Source organism: Vibrio sp. CUB2 (genome assembly GCF_001557945.1).
Lineage (GTDB): Bacteria > Pseudomonadota > Gammaproteobacteria > Enterobacterales > Vibrionaceae > Vibrio > Vibrio owensii.
Map to the genome: position 1 here is coordinate 66,650 of NZ_LNRB01000015.1, position 19,484 is coordinate 86,133.

17 protein-coding genes and 1 pseudogene are annotated in these 19,484 nt (G+C 42.2%); 11 read left to right on the top strand and 7 right to left on the bottom strand.

Going from position 1 to position 19,484, the window contains the following annotated elements:
• The first annotated feature begins 452 nt into the window (after nt 1-452).
• Nucleotides 453-1,019, top strand: coding sequence for a recombinase family protein (locus tag ATB78_RS20790; RefSeq protein WP_045415858.1), 567 nt, complete (start codon nt 453-455; stop codon nt 1,017-1,019).
• A gap of 626 nt (nt 1,020-1,645) precedes the next feature.
• On the opposite strand, the gene ATB78_RS20800 is transcribed toward ATB78_RS20790, so the two are convergent.
• Nucleotides 1,646-2,578, bottom strand: a complete 933-nt coding sequence (locus tag ATB78_RS20800) for a helix-turn-helix transcriptional regulator (RefSeq protein WP_061010265.1) — start codon at nt 2,576-2,578, stop codon at nt 1,646-1,648.
• Nucleotides 2,579-3,087: 509 nt separating this feature from the next.
• Here ATB78_RS20800 and ATB78_RS20805 point away from each other — a divergent pair.
• Nucleotides 3,088-3,756 carry a ParA family protein gene (locus ATB78_RS20805; RefSeq protein WP_061010266.1) on the top strand — a complete coding sequence of 223 codons (669 nt, stop codon included), beginning with the start codon at nt 3,088-3,090 and terminating at the stop codon, nt 3,754-3,756.
• A gap of 6 nt (nt 3,757-3,762) precedes the next feature.
• Here the strand turns inward: ATB78_RS20805 and ATB78_RS20810 are convergent, their stop codons facing one another.
• Together ATB78_RS20810 and ATB78_RS29895 are read right to left on the bottom strand one after the other, a co-directional pair.
• On the bottom strand, nt 3,763-4,476 hold the full coding sequence (locus tag ATB78_RS20810; RefSeq protein ID WP_179947015.1) for a hypothetical protein: 714 nt from the start codon (nt 4,474-4,476) through the stop codon (nt 3,763-3,765).
• Between the two features lie 812 nt (nt 4,477-5,288).
• Nucleotides 5,289-7,817: a DUF6543 domain-containing protein gene (locus tag ATB78_RS29895; protein ID WP_179947016.1), complete on the bottom strand. Its 2,529-nt coding sequence runs from the start codon at nt 7,815-7,817 to the stop codon at nt 5,289-5,291.
• A 416-nt stretch (nt 7,818-8,233) separates the two neighbouring features.
• Between ATB78_RS29895 and ATB78_RS20820 the strand changes: the two genes are divergently transcribed.
• Nucleotides 8,234-9,715, top strand: coding sequence for an arylsulfatase (locus tag ATB78_RS20820; protein WP_240537435.1), 1,482 nt, complete (start codon nt 8,234-8,236; stop codon nt 9,713-9,715).
• A 465-nt stretch (nt 9,716-10,180) separates the two neighbouring features.
• A pseudogene (locus ATB78_RS30150) lies at nt 10,181-10,558 on the top strand (transposase); the annotation flags it as partial.
• A gap of 98 nt (nt 10,559-10,656) precedes the next feature.
• On the opposite strand, the gene ATB78_RS20825 reads toward ATB78_RS30150, so the two are convergent.
• Entirely contained in the window at nt 10,657-10,908 is a 252-nt protein-coding gene (locus tag ATB78_RS20825) for a hypothetical protein (RefSeq protein WP_061010272.1), read from the bottom strand.
• Nucleotides 10,909-10,998: 90 nt separating this feature from the next.
• On the opposite strand from ATB78_RS20825, the gene ATB78_RS20830 reads away from it, so the two are divergent.
• From ATB78_RS20830 to ATB78_RS20850, 5 genes are all read left to right on the top strand, one after another.
• Complete coding sequence (locus ATB78_RS20830; RefSeq protein ID WP_061010275.1) at nt 10,999-11,475, top strand: hypothetical protein; 477 nt, start codon at nt 10,999-11,001, stop codon at nt 11,473-11,475.
• 651 nt (nt 11,476-12,126) lie between these two features.
• Nucleotides 12,127-12,372 carry a prevent-host-death protein gene (locus ATB78_RS20835; RefSeq protein WP_061010389.1) on the top strand — a complete coding sequence of 82 codons (246 nt, stop codon included), beginning with the start codon at nt 12,127-12,129 and terminating at the stop codon, nt 12,370-12,372.
• Nucleotides 12,372-12,710, top strand: a complete 339-nt coding sequence (locus ATB78_RS20840; RefSeq protein ID WP_061010276.1) for a type II toxin-antitoxin system RelE/ParE family toxin — start codon at nt 12,372-12,374, stop codon at nt 12,708-12,710. Before ATB78_RS20835 ends, ATB78_RS20840 begins: the two co-directional genes overlap by 1 nt.
• 151 nt (nt 12,711-12,861) lie before the next feature.
• Nucleotides 12,862-13,122 (top strand): type II toxin-antitoxin system Phd/YefM family antitoxin, encoded by a 261-nt coding sequence (locus tag ATB78_RS20845; RefSeq protein WP_061010279.1) that lies wholly within the window; start codon nt 12,862-12,864, stop codon nt 13,120-13,122.
• Complete coding sequence (locus ATB78_RS20850; protein ID WP_011998862.1) at nt 13,122-13,424, top strand: type II toxin-antitoxin system RelE/ParE family toxin; 303 nt, start codon at nt 13,122-13,124, stop codon at nt 13,422-13,424. Before ATB78_RS20845 ends, ATB78_RS20850 begins: the two co-directional genes overlap by 1 nt.
• On the opposite strand, the gene ATB78_RS20855 is transcribed toward ATB78_RS20850, so the two are convergent.
• Both ATB78_RS20855 and ATB78_RS20860 read right to left on the bottom strand, forming a co-directional pair.
• A complete protein-coding gene (locus ATB78_RS20855) occupies nt 13,399-14,022 on the bottom strand; it encodes a recombinase family protein (RefSeq protein WP_061010280.1) in 624 nt (207 codons plus the stop codon). The two genes, ATB78_RS20850 and ATB78_RS20855, sit on opposite strands and share 26 nt — an antisense overlap.
• 606 nt (nt 14,023-14,628) lie before the next feature.
• A complete protein-coding gene (locus ATB78_RS20860; RefSeq protein ID WP_061010282.1) occupies nt 14,629-15,705 on the bottom strand; it encodes a replication initiation protein in 1,077 nt (358 codons plus the stop codon).
• A 922-nt stretch (nt 15,706-16,627) separates the two neighbouring features.
• Here ATB78_RS20860 and ATB78_RS20865 point away from each other — a divergent pair.
• Nucleotides 16,628-17,044: a metal-dependent hydrolase gene (locus tag ATB78_RS20865; protein WP_240537428.1), complete on the top strand. Its 417-nt coding sequence runs from the start codon at nt 16,628-16,630 to the stop codon at nt 17,042-17,044.
• A 12-nt stretch (nt 17,045-17,056) separates the two neighbouring features.
• Nucleotides 17,057-17,326 carry a prepilin-type N-terminal cleavage/methylation domain-containing protein gene (locus ATB78_RS30155; protein WP_240537436.1) on the top strand — a complete coding sequence of 90 codons (270 nt, stop codon included), beginning with the start codon at nt 17,057-17,059 and terminating at the stop codon, nt 17,324-17,326.
• A 634-nt stretch (nt 17,327-17,960) separates the two neighbouring features.
• On the opposite strand, the gene ATB78_RS20875 is transcribed toward ATB78_RS30155, so the two are convergent.
• A complete protein-coding gene (locus tag ATB78_RS20875; protein WP_017071106.1) occupies nt 17,961-18,668 on the bottom strand; it encodes an SDR family oxidoreductase in 708 nt (235 codons plus the stop codon).
• Nucleotides 18,669-19,484: the final 816 nt, after the last annotated feature.

Genomic DNA, 19,484 nt, shown 5'->3' on the forward strand with positions numbered 1-19,484 from the left:
TGCAGAAGCAAAGTAGATTAAAAAAACCTGTCTTTATACCATCAAACCCACATATAAATTTACCACTCACCCTAAAATTACCTTTGTAAACAAACGTACTCTACTCTCTTTTGAGTTATTTCAACAAAGCCAGATAAGCAATTAATTGTATATCTTTTAACTTTTACTATAAATCAGCAACGGCCTATTTAAAAATCTGTATTGATAGTTAACCCCTATGATATGAATTTGAATTCTTTTTACTCCTTTCGGTAGGACACTTTATGGAGCATAAAACTATATAAATACCCCCCCCTACCTCTTTCAAACAAAAATGCGTTTAATGACCTAATAAGCAATAAACTTATAATACTTCCTATCACTTTGTATACTTTTTGATAGTTGATGATTTTATCTATCAAAAGTACTATTATAACTAATAAATCAAAATACTTAAGAGGTATTGATAAATCATGGCGAAAGTTGGATACGCTCGAGTCAGCTCAACAGGTCAAAGTTTGGACGTTCAGTTGGATAAGTTAAATAGTGTTGGCTGTCAACGAATTTACCAAGAAAAGATAAGTGGTCGAACCTCTAATCGTCCAGAGTTCCAATCCTGTATGAACTATCTTCGAGAGGGAGATACTTTAGTCATTTCTCGTTTAGATCGCCTTGCACGATCTGTGGTTCATCTTGCACAACTCGCTAAACGTTTTGAGCAAGAAAAAATCAATCTAATTGTCATTGATCAAAATATCGACACCAGCACCTCTACTGGCCGATTAATGTTCAACATGCTGGCGTCAATTGCTGAGTTTGAAAATGACTTACGTACTGAGCGGCAAGCTGAAGGCATTGCCAAAGCAAAAGAGAACGGTGTGAAATTTGGGCGTCCAGCGAAACTCAATAAGCAAATATCTCACACTATATATCGACGCCGAACAGAAGGAGCAACGATTGGACAGTTAGCAAAAGAATTTGATCTTGGAGAAGCGACAATTTATCGGGCATTAAAAATGGCTATGCCAACGGTAGATTAACTATCCATTAATACTCAATTCTCAGGGTAAGCGTTGACCACTCGAATAAACTGTCTCGCCCTATTAGGAAAAGCAGCCCCCAGTAACCCGACGACAATACTGGAGATAAAAGTGATGAACAAACAGTGTAATATGAGTGAAGAACTGCTCGTCCATTCCCCCATGAAAGCATCACCAGCGAAAAACAAACTCGTCATGGACAGCAATGCCTTTACAACTAACATAGTACAGAGAGAAAAAACGCTCAATACACGAAACGCTGGTACGTACAGCGCGAAAAACATATTCCTTCGGAGTTGATGTAACATCATTGAATTTCACACAAAAAACAACCACAAAATAGCCGCAACTAAAAGATTATTCCTAAGGTCCACCTTGATGGTTTCACCCCGTAACTTTAAGCCCCATAATAAAAACACAGACGAGCCAGAGTAGTAACACGTTGCATATGAAGACAAAGTTAACACAAAACCAACTTTACAAAACACTTGTTCATACGACTTCAAAATAAGAGTCAAGCTATGTTGGAGTTCCAACCATATTTTATAAAAGCAACAACTCGTCCTATGAATTCGAGGTGGCGGTTCGAAATTGCCATCATACAAACGGCATTACGATAGCAATACCTAGGTGCTGGAGAGTTCTAGTACTGCTTTTTCATAACACTTAAGAACACTCCCATAACTCAATATCAATAGATGCGTTGGCATTAAGTAACCAAGCCATTCATACTCAGTATTCACATGTTTTACCCTTGGAGATTCTGTCCCTCCTTTTGTAATTAAAATAGGTGAAAATTGAGATTCTATTAGAGAATTGCATGACGCTGCATGTAACCGAAAGTAAGTGTATCTAGGTATAGGTTCTAACGCTTTCATTTCTTCTAACCAGGACTTTAAAAAAGTCAGAAATACATCTTTCCTTGTGGAGTGAAAAGAAGAAAGATAAACAATGTCTTCGTCGTTAGAGATCCCTAAAGAAGCAAGAGTTTGAACTTTGTTGTACTTCATCCTATCAAACACATCACGCAAATCGCTTGCTTTCATGACATGAAGCCACATCTGTCCGTAAATCAACCCATCATTTTTAGCAATCAGCATATGGTTATGCTTGCTAGCTTGCATCACCTTTTCAGGATCAACTTGAACACATTCTGTTTTATTGGCGTAAAAGCGCTGTTGCAACGTCAAAGCTTCTTTAGGAATGACCTCATAATCTTTGATCACTTCATAGACCACCTCACCTGTATTTGAGGTATCATAACAATAATCAAATCCAAATCGATTTACGTCCCAACGCCTTGATATCGTCGCTTCAAGAAAGTTAAGTGCGCGTTGGCAATCTTTCGCGATACTAAACAGTTCTTCATTGCAACCGAGTATCATCAAGATCTTTGCTTTTTTCTTAATACTGGGGACATTCTTACCGCTTTCCCAACGATGGTAGGAAACGGTACTGATGCTATCAAAGTCTTCGTGTACAGCTAAAATATCGACCATTTGTTGCTGCGTTACATCATTTAACGTCCTGTAGTTCCTCAACATATCACCAAATACCATATACTTCTCCGAGTCAACCTAACTAAGTGCACATTTAAAATCATAGGATAAAAATCCCCTCTCAGCCCCCAGGATAAAGGTGACTATACGTTGGACTTAGAGGCTTTGTTAATACCTAATTATTATCTATTTTTGATTCAATCTGACTAATGACAACAAGCCTAATGAGATGAGCTTCGCGTCGTGCTAAAAATATGTCCGCTTGTTTCCAATTATTGGAAGAAAAACGAGCCTCAAAGGCAATATCATCGGAAACTTCTCAGCATGCGAACTAAGAGGCGAATTATGGATGTGTCATATCAAAATGAAAGCCAACTTTTGGGTTGGAATAAAATCAACTCAAAATCGGTTCTTTTGACTTCAGGCTCCTACGTTGTTTAGTGTGTAAAGTCCAAGACTAAGAAAGAAAAGGAAGAGTAATATCTTTTACCGTTGACCTTTACTTTATCTGACCTATGCACCACATTTAACAGGTTGATTTAGATGTCGGTTTACCAAATGGAGTGCCTTTGTACAACAAACAACCAGATAGGATCAGTTTACATTACAGTAACGCCAAGAAAGTTTTAATCATGAACCCAAAAGGCGGTGTCGGCAAGTCAACCTGCGCAGCAGCATTACTGAGTCATTTGAGTCATCTGGGTTACAAAGTAGAATTAGTTGACTTTGATCAACAACGTTCATGCCATGGCTGGGCAAAAAACGTGCTACCGGGTCGTTCCCAATCCTACCCGCCTTCACTGCGCAGTTTTTCCAATATCACAACGACGCTTACGGTACAGCGAGATACGGATTTCATCGTTATTGACTCACCCTCCAATTTCAGCAAAGAAGAAATGGCTAGATATACATATTTCACTAATGCACTATTACTACCAATGTCCCCATCCCCCCTTGACTTACACACGAGCTTACCTTTCATCCAGGAAGTCATTGAGTCCGGCCTATTGAGTTCTCGCAAGATTGCCTTGGCCTTTGTTCTGAATCGCTGTTTTACGCATGACAACCGAGTGAAAAGAGCCTTTCAGTTACTACAAGATTTCCACCAATACCCCATCCTTGGCAAGATTTCTGACGACTCTCATTATCAAGAAGCCTTTTTCTACAAACAAGCGGTCCCAGTGACGGTCGACTCTCTACTTTGGCGGCAGGTTATTGAGTGGTTAAAGAGCTTATAAGAACACCTAACGCTCGATAGGGCGGACCCATACCTCGAGCTCAGGGCAGCGCATTTGTAACTCATTCATTATCCTTGAAGCATCAGAAAAACGCTCAATCGCCTCACTAAAAAGATAATAAGTGTTATTGATGTGGTGAACATGAAGAGGGAGAGCAATACCACAGGTCTCTATACCTGCTTTGGGTGCTGTTTGACCAGAGTAGAACTGGAGTACGTAAAATGTGTGTTGCTGAGCCTCTCTAGAGGGTGATGCTGGCGCAGATGCGGCATTTTGAGGTAATACAGGGCTGAGCAAAGCACACGTGCGACGATTAATCGTAAACAACATTAACTTGCTCTCATCCTCTGTATTACGGATAAGAATACTGGACGTCGTACCTGCTTGGCACTCTTTGATAAGCGTATAGGCGGCAACTTCTGTTAACATGCAGAACTTAAGGTTAACGGACAAGATCAGAGACTTAGGCAAGGGGTTGGCCACCATCGGACAAGATTGGAGACTGTCAAATGTTGCGCTATCCAACCTCCAAAGGTCGATGGCTTCATCAATAGAGAGTGACTGAGCTTGGATTTTTACGCTGACGCAAAGCAACAATAACACGACCACGTTAAAGTTAAGTACACATCGTTTTTTTTGTTTCGACTCAACGTCCCCCTCGGAGTCCGGCATAGGTCTGGCATTGGCAGGGAGCCAACCAATCAGTGTGAACGGAAGCAATAGACATCCTCCCCGGTCAAGGCCTGCCTGCAGTAAAAAAACGGCCCCCTCAGAGGCAAAATACCAAGTGATAATCTCATCGAATGCATCCCTAAAATTGTTAGCGGAGTGCCTGCTATTTTCTACGGCACTTTTATAGGTTGAAGAGAGCGTCATCGTTACAGATCTCTTCGTTACCTTGCGTATTTGTCCAAAGGCTTGAGGACTCGTTAGATTTTGGGATCGTTTTCGTTATTTTTCCTCTTTTTTTCCCTTCTAAGTAAGCTGCCCCGTAACATCAGGGATGTATCAATCACTCAGTAACTTGGTACAAAGTACACAGCCGACATCGTGAGCATTAGGGGTATTACAAATAACTCAACAATAAGGTGACAGAGTAAGACGGCGTTTGCCATATTTAGGATAGAACACACTAGAGCAGTCCAACCTGACACTGATAGTTAACAGGTTAAAGACTTTCTTACCAACAAATAAAAACACTCAGTGATGAGGGGACACTGAGTGTTGGAGTATAGATTAGCCAAGGATGATAAAGCCAAGCGGGGTCTTGCTTGACGTTCACACCTTGAGTATAGATGAGTTTTTTGCCTTTGTGGCGTGGATACCAAATAGCGCTCAGAAGTGTGGTAGCTTTGGTTTAGATGGCATTATCCAAGGTTGTTACGATTGGCACATACTTATACAGCAGTAATCCAAGCGATGTCTCCCCACAAACCACAAACCACAAACCACTCCCATTCTTCTGTATCAGCCCCGTTCAGTCAAGCCGCGCTAGGGTACAACAACCGGTTCATCACCGTGATCAGTCCGAGTTAGTGAAACGTCGGCGACTGAGCTTCACTCTCATGCCAAAATAAATCGGCTCTATTTGCGTAGCGATCGCTAAAAGACATCTCTGGGCTAAGTGGGTATTTCAACGTGGATTTCATCTTCTCAAAAGCTCTTTCTGCCACTTCCAACGACGCTTGTGAATGTGGATTGATAATCAGCTCTGCCGTTCTCAACTCTTCGCTCTCCATTAACGTTGCGTACGACGTATCAGTCCCCGTAAAAGGCCCCAGCGCGAACATAATGTCTTCAGGAGGAATATTTAAGGTCGCAATTTCACTGAGAGATTTCCCTCTCAACAAAGTCTCTACTGATTTACCGCCATGATTCAATTCTATCGCATACACATAGCCACGTTGATTATGCAAGGCATAGTTAACCGCAATACGTTGGTCGGTCGTGGTTGAAATCACGCCGCGGATCCCGCGAGTATGATGGGCATGCTCAATATATTCAATCGGCTCAACCTTACGATTGAAACCAGAATGAAATAGCTCGTCTGGTAAACGATTGTCTCCCCGAAAAACAAGTGAGCCTCTCACCTCAGGATCGTAATGGCGATAAAATGGCAGGTGGTTGATTTCTTGCTGCGCTCTAACACTCACTTCATGAAGCTGATCGACCTCTGTCAGATAAGCATAGGGGTCGACTTTCTGCTCCAGTTCAAAAAAATCTCTTAAGGCTTCGTTTTCTCTTCCTCCCCCCATATCAGCATAGCCAGATCCACCAATACCAGGACGTTCTGGCAGATCCTCAGGTAACAACAGATCAGGCAACGTACTTCTCTCGCTTTCAGCCGTGACGTCATTATTGATGATATCTCCTCCACCTCTTAGTCCAGCATTCTCTAGCCACTGAACTTCCCCAGTATCAGGGTTAATGGTTCGCACGATACGCGCATCTGCTACTAATCGCCCGCTAGAAGGGTCAACTTCACGGTAGTAAGCAAACCCATCAGATCGAAGTAACGTATTTCGACCACTGTCCGTTAATTTGACACCGAGAAGCTCTTCTTTCGTTTGTGGGTGTACGATGACACGAGGCATCGAAGTAAAACCATCCATTTCTTCGACGGGAAAGCCAGAGTTGGCCACAATCGTATTCGGGAGGGACTCAGTCGCCATTTCAGTTGCTTCTGCCAATCCACGACCATATTGTGCAAGGGCGGGCAAAAGTGTCGTCGCTCCAATGATAGCAGCACTCATTGAGCTCATCTTTGTGCCTTCTAAACGTTCTTGCAATGTGTCACCGTGCAGCGCTTTATCGAGGCTCAGTCCAAACAGTTCCGTACTTACCCCGATGTTCAATGGAATACCCACCTCAGGGGCAATGACATCGACCACCGGTAATAAAGTCATCACGCTATAGGCGACAGAAAGAAGGTAATCACGTTGCGCCTCCTGATCCGATTTGATCATGGTATCCCCATCGCTGACCAGGCGCGCTTTCATCTGTTCCGTCATGCGAGCAAGCACATTCCCGTCGACCTGATGACGCTTCATCATCATGTACCCCTCGGACCAATTCCCTGAGGCAAATGCTTTCAAAGCCGTATCAACACCGGAGTACGTTGCGCCATCTTGTCTTAAATACAGACTAAAGTGCGATTGCAAACCCCTTCGGTTTGAAGGGACTCTTAAGCTTTTGAATAAGTGTTTTTTGAGCTGGCGCTCACTGCGGTACGCCCAAAACGGTTGCTGGGCACCAGGGGTATAAAGCAAGCCCCCTTCTCCGTCCTTTGGCTCAATCAATAAGATATCGGTCGAATCATAACCATAGACATCAAAACGGTACACGCTGACTTCTCTTCTCTGAGAAGGAGAGAGTATGGCGATGGCCAATTGGTACTGAGCTTGGTTGAGTAGACCATGATGGTACTGCTGATACGCTGAAAAGGCATAGCTATCTCGCTGTAGCTGGGTGTAACGTGCGGTATTCTGGGACCAAAATTCGGTTAATGCTTCACTGTAGGCACGCTGGATATCTAACTCGTCGTAAGCGATGTCCCACAGTGTGGATGAAAGTAAGCGGACTTCATTTCTTTCGTCAAACGCATCACCGCTTGCGTCTTGTGTATAAATCCCAGTATCCACATTGATGGTACCAGGAAAAGAATCTCGATACCGACCGAATGCATTGAGCATGACCGCTTGGGTAAGCGTATAAGATTCGTTTGGATGTTCATAATGGGCCCATCCATTATACGTTCGATGGCTGCTTTGCGCCCCGTTGAAGCGATGATAAAAAACCGCATCAGGATCAATATCATGGTACCCATGTTGAGCGAGCGATTCTTTTACTCTCTCTGATGTGACTCGTATAGGATCGGGCAAGGAGAGGAGCATGTGCGCGTACTCTTTTGCAAAATCAAGTTGCCACGCTTTATCAAATGGCAGCAACGACTCAGACAGTAAAGGGGGGGTAACACTGATGTTACCTTTGGCAATCACGGGATAAGTTGGCAGCATGAAAGCCGTTGTCACGGCAAGGAGGGTCGATATTTTTTTAGTCATAAATTGTCTTTATAGTGAACATATCTTCTATGTGATGACAGGACATACATAGTATGTCATTCCAAAACCTATGAAACGAAGTGAACTGAATGCCCTAATCAAGGAACCTTCTCAAATGAAATTAAACTCATAACAAGGTGAACAAATAGTGCAAAAATAAATTTATAAAATCAATGCGTGCTGAAGCTTTCTTTAACGGGGACGTGCTTTCATTCCCCTAAACGCCCCTCCCGACTCAACATCACCTCAAAAGACACACTCTGATGCCAGATTCATCAACGACTCAAGTATTTAATCTATGTACTACGATTATAAAACCGTGTAGCAAGCACACTGAACTTACCTAGCATTCATCACTTACTGTCCAAGGAGACGAAATGAAACGAAGTATAAGGACGCTATTTTTATGGGCTTGTATGATCACGCCCTGCGCTTTACTGGCCGCGACGGACAAACCTAACATCTTAGTCTTTTGGGGCGACGATGTCGGGGTTTACAACATCAGCGCTTACCACAACGGCATGATGGGCGGTCGTACACCAAACATCGATACCATCGCAAAAGAAGGGGCCATTTTCACAGATGCCTACGCGCAACAAAGTTGTACTGCGGGTCGTGCATCCTTCATTCTTGGTCAGCACCCATTCCGAACCGGTCTTCTTACCATTGGCATGCCAGGCGCAAAGGAAGGGATTCAAGCTAAAGATCCAACCATTGCCGAACTGCTGAAGAACCACGGTTATGTCGCGGGTCAGTTTGGTAAAAACCACTTGGGTGACCAAGACGAACACTTACCGACTAACCACGGCTTTGATGAGTTCTTCGGCAACCTTTACCACCTGAATGCAGAAGAAGAGCCTGAATCAGAGTTCTACCCTAAAGATCCTGAATTCCGTAAAAAGTTCGGTCCTCGTGGCGTTCTTAAATCGACAGCAGATGGCAAGATCGAAGATACAGGTCCACTGACTCGTAAACGGATGGAAAACGTAGACCGCGAGTTTATGGAAGCCAGCCTTGCCTTTATGGAAAAAGCCGTAAAAGAAGACAAACCTTTCTTCATCTGGCACAACTCAACTCGTATGCACGTTTGGACTCACCTAAGCGACGAGTACAAAGGCAAATCCGGTTATGGCCTATATGCAGATGGCATGATGGATTTGGATGACCAAGTTGGCGTGATGCTGAAAAAGCTCGACGAACTTGGCGTCGCTGACAACACCATCGTGATATTTAGCACCGATAACGGTGCAGAGAAATTCACTTGGCCGGATGGTGGTACAACGCCATTTAAAGGCGAGAAAGGTACGACTTGGGAGGGTGGGTTCCGTGTCCCTATGATGGTTCGTTGGCCAGGCCAAATCAAACCGGGTACGGTGATCAACGATATCTTCTCTCAAGAAGACTGGATGCCAACGCTGCTGGCTGCCGTTGGTGAACCAGATATTAAAGAGAAACTGTTAAAAGGCCACAAGGCAAACAACAAGACCTTTAAAGCGCACCTAGATGGGTACAATCAACTGGATCTGCTTACTGGTAAATCAGATACAGGGGCACGTAACGAAATTTTCTACTTTGATGCCGGCGGTCACTTAAACGCACTGCGTTACAAAGATTGGAAAATCCACTTTACGATTATGGAAGGCGCGATAAACGAGGCTTACCGCAAAACACCAAGTTGGCCACTTATCGTGAACCTACGTATGGATCCGTTCGAAGTTGGTCCGGATTCAGCGCTTTATGTTCGACACTTCTACGCCGATCAAATGTGGATGTTCGTGCCAGCACAAGCCATTGTTCGTAAGTTCTTGGAAACGTTTAAAGAGTTCCCTGCGACCAAAGGCAGCTCTTTGAGTATCGAACAGGTCGTAGAAACCATGACACAACCGAAAAGAAACTGATTTCCTAAACGCATTATTTAGCGCTGTACACAGAAGTAGTCACTACCTGCTTGCACAGCATAAAGGCCCCATAAACATAGACGTTTATGGGGCCTTATCTTTAATCGCTAGTTACATTTAAAAACAACTGACCGGGTTTAAGTAGCATTGGTGATAAATGACATCACCTTCATCGTTACTGTCATCATCGTCTTGCTCGGTTGCACTTAACGAGGACAGTAACGGCGTGGGAAGTTTATTCTGGATCAACGGTGATTGAGCTGCACTTACTGAACTAGAAAGTAAAAGAAAAGCCAGACTAACGATATTAAATAGTTTCATTTTGTTACCATTCTGTTTTTGAAGTGTTTGACATTAGTTGCTTTCTTTAATTGTATCAAATTGTAACGACGATGCGATGATTAAAATGAAGAAATAGACTACTTTCTACTCAATACTTGGCACAACTGGCTCAGTGTACCGATTATCGCATCGAGCGAGAGTGCTAATACTTCATTAGTTCAATCGAAGCGTCACCGATATACACCAAAAGAGTTTGTTCTACAAGTCACAAACTCCTGTACGAAAAGGACAATGCTTAGGAAAGGGTACTGTAGAAACATACTCAGATCTTCAGTCATACCGAGCAAGCTTTAGATCTGGCTTATGCCAATTTAGCACTGCTTAATGATTTGTTCTCGCTTACGGCAGATATACTGCTGAATTGGGCGAAAAATCACGGGATTGAGGTTGGGGTATTCGGCACACTTCTATACCTATGACCGATGCTTGAACGGGCACCCGCATATTCACTTATCCGTCACTCGGGGTGGCTTAGATAAGCACAAGCCCATCTATTTCAAAACGCTCCAATTCTCATTCCCTCAAAGAATCCTACCCATCAACCTTCTTCCTACCAAAAACAACGGCCTAACTCATTCTGGGAGTGAGAAACTGGAAGTTTAATAAGAAAAGGCAGGATTAGGTGCCGGGTCATTGCTCCAATCGGACCACAACCCTGCGTATTCATTGCGATGTTGACGAACGGAAAGCAACTTACCTTGAAGATTGCAAATACGAACATCGCAACGGCTTTTAGGTAAATGAGCCAGCGCGGCCAGCTTCGCACCTTGTAAGTTTTCCATATTAAACTGTTTGTGCTTCAGTATCGCTTTCGAACCACAACAGAAATAGGTGACATCATAAATCGGCATAGCGCTCCTCAATAGCATCAAACACTCAATGTATTCTCACAACCAATAACATAGTAAACTAATTGCCTATCAATTAAAAAGAGAGGATCAATGAAATCAAGCAAAAATTGGCGACCGCTCTCTGTGAGTGTCTGGCACTATCTCATCGAGCATCGAGATAACGAGCAACTCTTTTTCCACGATGTTGCTCGCGAGGTGGGTATCAGTCTTCGTCATCTGAATTATCCACTGGCTTATGTCTTGGAGTTTTGTGAAAGACTGTCACTACCACCATTAACAGGCATCGTGCTGATTAAGCAAGAAACCGTTCGTTTGCAACGCGAATACCCCAGCGCGCACTTTCGACTCAAACACCAAGGGCAATTCTATTACCCCTGTGATGCATCTTTCGAACCTCTTTATCAACAAAAGCTCGCACAGGTAAGGCGGTTCGATTGGCAAGCGATCCACTATGTACCTTCGCTTTTGACGGTCTTTGAACTCAAAAGCCAATGGTTAGAAGCGAAAAATAAAAGTGCGCCGAAATCCCCTCACGCTAGCCGGCTCAATCAATTGGCTAGACGCTAACGTCATTTATTGGAGTGACACAAAACCGACGTGAGAGAATCAAGCTGGTTGCCCTCTCGCTCAAATAGAACTCTAGAGCAGATCGTGTAGAAAACATGCTGTTCTTTTATCATGAACTCTCGAACCTAAAAAAACATCCTTATCTTGAGTGTAGTGTGGAAACTCAATGTTAGGAGAGAGCCCTGATTACTTGAGATACGGAAAAATCTAATCTAAATTTCAAATGTACTTAATGCTGCAATTCTAAGCGAAATCCTTTGCCCCTAGTTTTCCGATTTATTGCAGCCTCTCTCCGTCCACGCCTCTCAATATGGGGGGAGTACTTCTAGGTCCAAAGTCCAGTAAGAGTTTCCTATGTAAAGTCTCTCTATCGAGCAAAAGGCTTGCTATATATTAGTGATAACTAATTTAATATATCATCTCATAATCACCACTAACCAAACCACCACAAGAAGTAACTTCAACAGTCAAACCTCAACAAACTGTATTACACATGTAATACACAACAACATAACCCATATTTAGACTACATTTGACCCACAACAAAGAGCAGTGTATGCTTGATACTACACAGTAGGTTGTTACTACTTCTGTGGAGGATGTTGATGCGCACGACGCTGATACATAAATAGAGAGTAAGAGATGAAGACCATGAGAACAGAAACAGTAAGTTTTTTAAAAAAACACGCTGCTGATCTCCCCTTAGAAAACGCTATGACCATCACGCAGAACGGCAAACCGATCTACGTAGTGGAGTCATATGAAGAACGCCAAAAACGCGATCAAGCTATTGCTTTGATGAAGTTGGTCAGTTTTGGGCGTGAAGATATGGCTTCTGGAAGAACAACTAGCTCAAGCGAATTCAAGGAGAGACTGGCGGCTCGGAAAGAGAATTAATGAGCACTAGTATTGTATACACTGAAGCATTTGAAAATATGACAGACGACCAAATCAATTACCTATCACTCTGGAGTGAAGAGGATGTTGTGGTCGAGAGAATTGAAACCCTTGTAGAGAAGTTTGAGAGTAACATTACTGATAATCCAGAAATGTGCCCTCCATGTCACGAGTTAACGACTCTTGGCGTATACAATATTCGCCAATTCAGCTTTGATGGTTTCAAGTTGCTTTATGAATATCATGAGCACATTGACACCGCTGCAACTCTCGCGTTGGTACGAGATAAGCAAGACCTACAATCGATGCTGGTCGATTACTGCTTAATCCACAAATAACCTTCAGAAACAAAAGGCCGTTCGATAGCGGCTTTTTTATCTCTGGGTGTCCTGAAAGTACACCTTTCTGAACAATGCCCCACTTCATTCGCTTCAAATGATTCGTATGAATCGAACGATTCGTTTATAATGAACAAAAAAGGAGCACACAATGCAATCATTAACCGCAAACACAGCAAAAACTAAATTTGGTGACTTACTGATGAAAGTACAGCGAGAGCCAGTACAAATCAGCAAGAATGGTTCCCCTGTAGCAGTTGTCATGTCATGTGAAGAATACGAGGAACTAGAAGCCTTGAAGATGGCGATGGTGAAATCACGTTTTGAGCAAGCGGAACGAGACATCATGAATGGAGATTTGGTGGATGGTGAGACCTTCATGAACGAATTAGATTCAGGCAAGTTTGACTAATGACACGATACAAACTTTCTCCCGCAGCCCAAACGGACCTAATCGACATTCGCCGTTATACGCTTGAAAACTGGGGAGGCGCACAGTGGACCAATTATTTTGGAGAGTTAAAACAATCAATGGCGTTGTTAGCTAGCAATGAGTTAATTGGCATTGACATGCCGGAACTTGGAACTGGTTATTGCCGCTTTCCGTTAAAGCATCATGTCATCTATTACATCAGGAAACCGGACCATATTGTTATTGCCGCTGTCCTAGGGCGTAACATGTCACCGGCTAAGCACTTTCAGCGACAGTTATAGCTCTTAAGCCTCTGCGTTTGATGTAATCTCGTAATGTACTTGGAGCTTCATCAATAAGCTTTGCTGTAGGACGAATCCCAAGCCCCATGCCTAGATATTTTTCAATTTGATCTCTTTTAGGATCGAGCTTAAGTTTTTCCGCCTCACCTTTAGGTCTACCAAGAGTAACACCGGCTTTTTTTCTTGCAGCTAAAGCTTCTTTAGTTCTCATCGAAATGAACTCTCTCTCTATCTCTGCAGCGAGGCCTAGCACCGTTGCGGTGATTTTTGCTTGCATGGAACCATCTAACTGCATGTTCTGTTTAGCGATGTAGACATCGATACCCTTGGCCATGCATACCTCAAGCACTTCAAGAACTTGAAGCGTAGAACGCGCAATTCGACTGACCTCCGCAAAGATCAGTTTGTCACCAACCTCCATTCCTTCAATAAGTTCACCAAGTTTACGTTCATGCCATTTCTTCTTGCCTGTAACGACATCTTCGATAAAGCATAAGTTAACTATTCCGACACGATTGCAATACTCGTAGATACCATGTTTCTGGTTTGCTACATCTTGGCTATCTGAAGAAACTCGAAGGTAGGCGTATTGTGGCATTGATCAAATCCTCATCTAAATGATGAAGTACTTATAGCAAGCCTTGACCTTATTTTTGATATCGATCACCTAGATTGTGACAGTTAGAAAAGAATAAAAAGAAAGAAATGAAACTGTTTCTAATGAGGGTAACTGTGTAAATCTTTGATTTTCCAGTTATCCACATTAGCTATAAAGATCTATATCTTCTATCTAAAACTATAAACACTATGAGAACTATAAGATCTATAGGTATTGTAAGTTACTGAATGAAAAGAACTTAACTGCTCTTTATGATCACTATTTAGGTGTATAGATAACACTATTTAGGTGTTAATGATCTTTTTTTAGGTCTTAATGATCATCTGCTAGGTGGAAGCCTGACACAATTTAGGTGTTGATGATCGTATTTAAGGTTTATAGATGACATATTTTAGGTAGGTTAAAGGCTAAAATAACGAATATCAGGTATCTCCGCCCTTTATTCACAGTGATCTTGATTAGGTATCTTCTAATGCGACACATTTTAGGTCTTACATCATCGAAAACACCTAAAATGTGTCATTTATCACAGTGGGAGACCTGATTTTTGTCAGTAATGGGATTGTCTCACCTAATATGTGTCATCTAGTAATCAGGGTTATCACTAATCTCAGATAAGGTATCGATTTTATCTAGGAGCGAGTCAACCTCGCTTTGATGGCCATTATCAACTTCTGGTTCTCGGTTTAAGTGTCGCTTAGAGAGACTTTCTTCTACCTTCAGAGCATGCTGCTCTTTGCCGATATAGCGGTAAGCAATGGCCAACGCTTCAAGCTCGGCCTCTGTCAGCTTTATCTTGTCTTGTAGGCGTTTTAGCTCTAGCTCTCGAATTGTTTTTAACGCATCGTGTTGGTTCAGCTCTTCAATAGTGCCAAGCTTTATCCAGCGGAACAGGAACTTGATACCGGTGATGGTTCTACCTTTTTTAATGACCTCAAAACCCTTCTCACCATTTTCTCCCTCTAAGAACAGTAGCTCTTTTCGGATTTGAGGGTGCTCAGTAAGCTCTTTGATGCTCTCTCGAATACAGCGTTTCATGAACACACTGTTATTTTTGAATGAGCTTTTGTCTTTCTTGAGTTTGCCGGCCTCATCGAGAAGTCCAAAGACCCCTTTTAACTCATCAAGCTTCTGTTGATGCATTTCAAAGCCTTTGTCTTTAAATCGGCTAAGTAATTCGTAGAGGCGTTTTGAATACTCTTTTTTTACATCAAAGAAATTGCGAGTGTTAATGAGTGCAAAGCCCTGGTTGTACTCGATGTATTCAGATTTGAGCATGTCATTAGGCACCATTGTCAGGGTGCCATTTTTGTATGCTATGTGTTTGAAAAGCGGACGGTAGTCGAATTCAATATCCCTTTTGCCGGTTTCTATTTTTATACCGATTTTTCGGCTCGCAAGACGGTTAGCTACCGGGCTTAAATTACTCCCGATATGCTTAGACTCTACACCTAACCACTCAGATAGCTGATGTGACGTGAACTCATAATGAGGGGTACTGCGCTCCCAGTCGTTCGCTTTCATGTGTGCAATCATCAATGCAAACATATCTGCTTCTCGAGCAGAGAGATCCTGGCGACTAAATACCAGTTGATGACCTTTCTTTATATGTTTCGGTAAGTTATCACTTACGACTGGGTAAAAGTACTCTTCATCACTCATACCACGACTCCTTAAATTACACAATCTAGGTAATTATGACATATTTTAGGTGTAGTGAAAGTCTGATGACCTAAATGATGTCATTTATTCGATATGTAATTGATATGAACATCATGGTCAAAGATCAAAACCTTGATCGGATACTCTTTTCCGAACCTGTAGCACGTTCAAATTTCGTTATACCTTCTTGCGTTTGAATTTTTTGGGAGGATTGCTAACGAGAAGTTTTAAAGCAGAGGAACTTACTCTCTCTGTCGTTGCAGATGAAAAACGCCAGCGACGTGAAATAAGTGGGAGGGAATCAAGCTTACTTGGTTGCAAAAAGAGTAAGTGACAACGTGATGTCGTCTACGGGGGACGTGATTGATCAATGGCGCGGTATGAACAATCAATAAACAGGTTTATGGTGATATGCCTGTCTCTTAGGTTGGTTAAGTCGTTACACAAACCAGAACAGGAAACAGGTGAGAGTAACACCTCGACCTGCAGCTGTGTGGCGAGCCGTATGATTAGGCCTTGCCCTAACTAATCTGTCACAGAAAGTGCGCACCTGATAAAACATCACGAAGAAGAACCAACATACTCTTTATCTTTGATGGAAAGCAGGGTTGATGTTAACGCTTTAACATGGCACCACCCAGCCCCGTCATAGCCCCTTTGTGCGCGAAAAATACGGTCGTTATTCTCGCCCCCCCCCTACCCCGATCATTTTCCATCAAATTATTTACCCCTTACCTTCGGCTAAAAATTTTTCGTGCTGCGCGGATTTAACCAATGTTAGTTGTCCACTTTATTACTCCATACAGGTGATACAATTTTGAGATGACAAACAACGCAGTTACATTTTTTATTATGGGTAGCACGCAAGCTATTTGCTTACTCTTTCATTGCTTTGATGAGTTCGTATCCTGTCGGAGTAAGGATGGAGTTTTTGGCCAAAGGACTCGGGCGCAACATTAAACATCGCAGACCGACCCACATCTTTACCCACTGGTTGATAGTCGCCTTGGTTTTTACTTTGGTTTGGGATTATCAAGGTATTGGGATGGCCTTTGTCTGGGGAGGCGTTAGCCACATACTCACCGACGCAATGACTGTATCGGGGGGGGGCTTTTCCCCATATAGTGACAGACGATTTCATCTATTTGGAGGCCGGTTTAGAACTAACGATCCTGTTGAATACGCCATCTCTGCTGGCGTAGTGATTATTTGCATAGCTCCTTCTCATATCACAGGCGGACAAGGCTTTGCCCCGTTCTTTTACGATTGGGCTGGCATGTATGAGCAAGGTTTAATAGACGCTTTAGAGTGTAAGACCAACCGATTTAGGTTGATTTAAATGACCTGCAAAATGTCATTATTCAGGCTGAATATTGACAACGATGGCTGGAAAAAGGAAAGAATTTTGAATAAGGTGTTGAACAGAGGCTTTACGCTGATTGAGTTACTCATAACAATCTGTGTTCTCAGTATCTTACTAATATTTGCGGCTCCGAGCTTTTCTAGTTTGTTTGAAAGTAGTCGAATGAAAACTGCTCAAGACGAACTGATGGGGTTCGTTATCATGGCAAAAAGTGAAGCGGTATTTAGGAACGCTCCTGTCTACATTCACTTTAGATAGTTGGCCAATTTAAACTCCGACGAACGCTGCATCGTACTGTCGTTGTCAGATAGTATCAGTGACTGTACAACAAACGTAATCTATACACTGCATGGTCGCGTCTTTGATGGTCTAACGTTGGAGAAAACCTACCCGCAAAATGTAATAGAGATTGATCCAGTAAGCGGCTGGCCTTCACTTAGTCATTCGACATTTGATAGTGAAAGTAATAGTGAGCTTTTTAAGTTTTTTGTAAAAGGTGACCAAAAGGTTGCCTTTAAAATGCACATCACCGGAAGAGTTAGCTTTTGCGGTATTGATGGTGATTGGTATCGTACTGAGACTTGCTAAGCTGCCAATATTCAGGCTGAATATTGACAAGTGTATTTCCTTCTTTGGATGTGGTCGCTATAACAAGGTTCTGCCCCAAAATCACTTAGACCAAATACTCTACAGATTTTAGAGATGTGTTTACCCTATCAAAACTTATCCGAGTTCAGCCTATCTAGAATTTTGCTGCACTAAGCAACCTAACCGCTCAATATGGTTGCTAACATGTTGATTTCAAATAAAGTGACAGATGAAAGACGGCATTATCTATCCATGAAATAGGCTTATACCCGTATAAAAAGTGTTATATCTATCTCTGATAGGTCTACTCTAAGTCTATAATTCGACACCTTATGGATAGTGTGCTTACAGCAGCCCCTGGAGATAGACTTCGAATAAATCTAAGTGCTTTTGCTAGGTCTTGTGTTTCAATTTTAAATTTATTATCAATACGCCCATCATTAGTCATATCGGTATCTACAACGCTAGGGCATAAACAGCAAACCTTTACCCCAAAAGGGAGCAGTTCGTGATAAAGCGATTGGCTATAACTAACAATTGCAGCTTTTGTCGCTGAATATGCTGCAATCTTAGGGACTGGCGCCAAACCAGCAGTAGAGCCAAGGTTATATATTTCCCCGTAGCCTTGCTGTTTCATTTTCTCCGCAACTAAATTACAAGCAGTGATTGTAGATAAAAGATTTACGTTTACCAACTCAGAAAGTTTAGCTAAGGAAAGGTTAGTATTGCCTGCTGCCAAAACGCCAGCGCTATTAACCATAGCATCAATATTTTCATGCTGTTTAATGATTGATGTAATAGCAGTTTCAACTTCAGATGGGTTATTGAAATCGACTGACATTGTCTCAGCTAGACATGAGGAATAGCATGACTTGAGCTCTGCTTTAGTCCGCTCAAGGTTTTCATTATTTAAGGAAAGTAACACCAAAGTGTATCCTTCCTGAGCAAAGTAATGAGAAATAGCTTTACCAATACCGCGACTAGCGCCTGTAATTATGGCAACTTTAGACATAGTGTATCCCTAAACTGTGTAATAAGTGCGTTGTTAGGTTAATGTACTAAATAGTTTCCAAAATTAGAACTGGTCTTTGCACCGTAAGCACACTAAGGTTTCAAGATACTTTTTCTAACCTGACCGAAACGGTTTATAGCCGTGACCGCAAATCGTTTTTTGTCCAAAATCTTCACAGGTTGAATTTTTACCTGTGGCACTTTCTAACTCAAAAGTGCCCCTTTGTAAGCTAGTACTGACTCTCATCGATAGACATAAGTAAATTCCTTTGACGAGAACATACACTTTCAATTTTTCCGAGTTGTAGAGATACTGACAGCACACGCTTGTGTAGGTAAAAATTAGTAGGTTATATGTATGCTGAGCATTATTGATATAGTGACAATCATAGCAATGGTTGCAGCTGTTATCGCTGCAATCCCAATTGTTAGGGATTGGTTGCCTATAAAACTGTCTGATAAAGAACGTGATGTTCTGTTATTAGCGAAAGTTGATGATGGATATCCATATATGATTTTGTTCGTGTGTGGTTTAAGTAAAAGGTCTTATGTTCAGACCCCCTTCAAGCACGACTCAAATATTTATGTTTCTGACGAAATAGCCTCGCTTACATGCAAAAAAACTAATCAATGTCGCATTTTTACGTCAGGGTGGAGACTATGTAGGAGATGGGCAATTTGTTTGGTACATGTTGACTCAAGAAGGCATTAAAGTTTTGAACAGGTTAAATCAAACACAGAGTTTATGACCTAAACCAATCTGATTAAGGTAAGTACAAGAAGTTATTCTCGTGACCTATTATGGCTAATGAGCGTA